Origin of the sequence: Umezawaea tangerina (genome assembly GCF_003002815.1) — a bacterium.
Taxonomy (GTDB): Bacteria; Actinomycetota; Actinomycetes; order Mycobacteriales; family Pseudonocardiaceae; genus Umezawaea; species Umezawaea tangerina.
The window spans coordinates 1-3,214 of record NZ_PVTF01000029.1 but is presented as its reverse complement, the minus strand read 5'-3'; the positions used below and the strand labels follow the sequence as shown (position 1 = coordinate 3,214).

Annotated in this window: 1 rRNA gene; it reads left to right on the top strand. The window is 56.6% G+C overall.

The annotated features are described in order from the left end of the window. The first annotated feature begins 50 nt into the window (after positions 1-50). A 23S ribosomal RNA gene (locus tag CLV43_RS46890) occupies positions 51-3,164 on the top strand. Positions 3,165-3,214 lie beyond the last annotated feature (50 nt).

Genomic DNA, 3,214 nt, shown 5'->3' with positions numbered 1-3,214 from the left:
AGTGTCCGTTCGTTCTTTGAGAACTGCACAGTGGATGCGAGCATCTTTGTAAGCAAGTTTTTAAGGGCATACGGTGAATGCCTTGGCACCAGGAGCCGATGAAGGACGTAGGAGGCTGCGAAAAGCCTAGGGGAGCTGCCAACCGAGCTGAGATCCTAGGGTGTCCGAATGGGGAAACCCGGCCTCAGTCATGTGGGGTCACCCATACCTGAACACATAGGGTATGTGGAGGGAACGCGGGGAAGTGAAACATCTCAGTACCCGCAGGAAGAGAAAACAACCGTGATTCCGTGAGTAGTGGCGAGCGAAAGCGGATGAGGCTAAACCGGTTATGTGTGATACCCGGCAGGGGTTGCATAATCGGGGTCGTGGGACCTGTCCGAACGTTCTGCCGGACGTTCAAGGAGTAAGAAAACACTGTGGTTAGCGGAACGTGTCTGGAAAGCGCGAGCGTAGAGGGTGAGACTCCCGTACGCGAAAACCCGGTGTCTCCTGATGGTGTTCCCAAGTAGCAGCGTACTCGTGAAATTCGCTGTGAATCTGGCGGGACCACCCGCTAAGCCTAAATACTCCCTGGTGACCGATAGCGGACTAGTACCGTGAGGGAAAGGTGAAAAGTACCCCGGGAGGGGAGTGAAATAGTACCTGAAACCGTGTGCCTACAATCCGTCGGAGCCTTTCGGGGTGACGGCGTGCCTTTTGAAGAATGAGCCTGCGAGTTAGTGCTACGTGGCGAGGTTAACCCGTGTGGGGTAGCCGTAGCGAAAGCGAGTCCGAATAGGGCGGTTTTAGTCGCGTGGTCTAGACCCGAAGCGGAGTGATCTAGCCATGGCCAGGGTGAAGCGCGGGTAAGACCGTGTGGAGGCCCGAACCCACCAGGGTTGAAAACCTGGGGGATGAGCTGTGGTTAGGGGTGAAAGGCCAATCAAACTCCGTGATAGCTGGTTCTCCCCGAAATGCATTTAGGTGCAGCGTCGCATGTTTCTCGCCGGAGGTAGAGCACTGGATGGTCTAGGGGGCCCACAAGCTTACCGAAATCAACCAAACTCCGAATGCCGGTGAGTGAGAGTGCGGCAGTGAGACTGCGGGCGATAAGGTTCGTAGTCGAGAGGGAAACAGCCCAGAACACCAGCTAAGGCCCCTAAGTGTGTGCTAAGTGGGAAAGGATGTGGGGTCGCCCAGACAACCAGGAGGTTGGCTTAGAAGCAGCCACCCTTTAAAGAGTGCGTAATAGCTCACTGGTCAAGTGGTCCTGCGCCGACAATGTAGCGGGGCTCAAGCACACCGCCGAAGCTGTGTCATTCACACATATGATCCGTGCGGGCTCGACTCGTACGCAGTCGTGTGGATGGGTAGGGGAGCGTCGTATAGCCAGTGAAGCGCCGGTGTGAACCAGGTGTGGAGGCTATGCGAGTGAGAATGCAGGCATGAGTAGCGAAAGGGGAGTGAGAAACTCCCCCGCCGGATGACCAAGGGTTCCTGGGCCAGGCTAATCCGCCCAGGGTAAGTCGGGACCTAAGGCGAGGCCGACAGGCGTAGTCGATGGACAACGGGTTGATATTCCCGTACCCGTGTGAACGCGCCCATGGCGAACCTTGTGATGCTAACCGCCCAAAGCGGGGTCACCGTCCTTCGGGACATCGACCTTGTGGAGCGCGGGACCCGAACTTGTAGTAGTCAAGCGATGGGGTGACGCAGGAGGGTAGCTCCGCCAGTGAGTGGTAGTACTGGTGTAAGCGTGTAGGCCGAAGCATAGGCAAATCCGTGCTTCATATAGGCTGAGACGTGATGCATAGCCGATTGAGGCGAAGTAGAGTGATCCCATGCTGCCGAGAAAAGCCTCTAGTGAGTGTTCATGCGGCCCGTACCCCAAACCGACACAGGTGGTCAGGTAGAGAATACCGAGGCGATCGGGCGAACTGTGGTTAAGGAACTCGGCAAAATCCCCCCGTAACTTCGGGAGAAGGGGGGCCGTAGCGCTTGAAGCCTCTTGCAGGCTAGGGCGAGACGGCCGCAGAGACCAGCGAGAAGCGACTGTTTACTAAAAACACAGGTCCGTGCGAAGTCGCAAGACGATGTATACGGACTGACGCCTGCCCGGTGCTGGAACGTTAAGGGGACCGGTTAGTCACTTGTGGCGAAGCTGAGAACTTAAGCGCCAGTAAACGGCGGTGGTAACTATAACCATCCTAAGGTAGCGAAATTCCTTGTCGGGTAAGTTCCGACCTGCACGAATGGCGTAACGACTTCTCGACTGTCTCAACCGCAGGCCCGGCGAAATTGCATTACGAGTAAAGATGCTCGTTACGCGCGGCAGGACGGAAAGACCCCGGGACCTTTACTATAGCTTGGTATTGGTGTTCGGTTCGGCTTGTGTAGGATAGGTGGGAGACTGTGAAGCCGGGACGCCAGTTCTGGTGGAGTCATCGTTGAAATACCACTCTGGTCGTACTGGATGTCTAACCTCGGTCCGTGATCCGGATCAGGGACAGTGCCTGGTGGGTAGTTTAACTGGGGCGGTTGCCTCCCAAAGGGTAACGGAGGCGCTCAAAGGTTCCCTCAGCCTGGTTGGCAATCAGGTGTCGAGTGCAAGTGCACAAGGGGGCTTGACTGTGAGACAGACATGTCGAGCAGGGACGAAAGTCGGAACTAGTGATCCGGCGCTGGCTGGTGGAAGCGGCGTCGCTCAACGGATAAAAGGTACCCCGGGGATAACAGGCTGATCTTGCCCAAGAGTCCATATCGACGGCATGGTTTGGCACCTCGATGTCGGCTCGTCGCATCCTGGGGCTGGAGTAGGTCCCAAGGGTTGGGCTGTTCGCCCATTAAAGCGGTACGCGAGCTGGGTTTAGAACGTCGTGAGACAGTTCGGTCCCTATCCGCCGCGCGCGTAGGATACTTGAGGAAGGCTGTCCCTAGTACGAGAGGACCGGGATGGACGAACCTCTGGTGTGCCAGTTGTCCTGCCAAGGGCACTGCTGGTTGGCTACGTTCGGAAGGGATAACCGCTGAAAGCATCTAAGCGGGAAGCCTGTTCCAAGATGAGGTATCCCACCCCTTTGAGGGTTAAGGCCCCCAGCTAGACCACTGGGTTGATAGGCCGGAGATGGAAGCCTAGTAATGGGTGGAGTTGACCGGTACTAATAGGCCGAGGACTTGTTTACGAAGACGCTACGCATCCACTGTGCGGTTCTGAAAGAACCGAACCGGACCA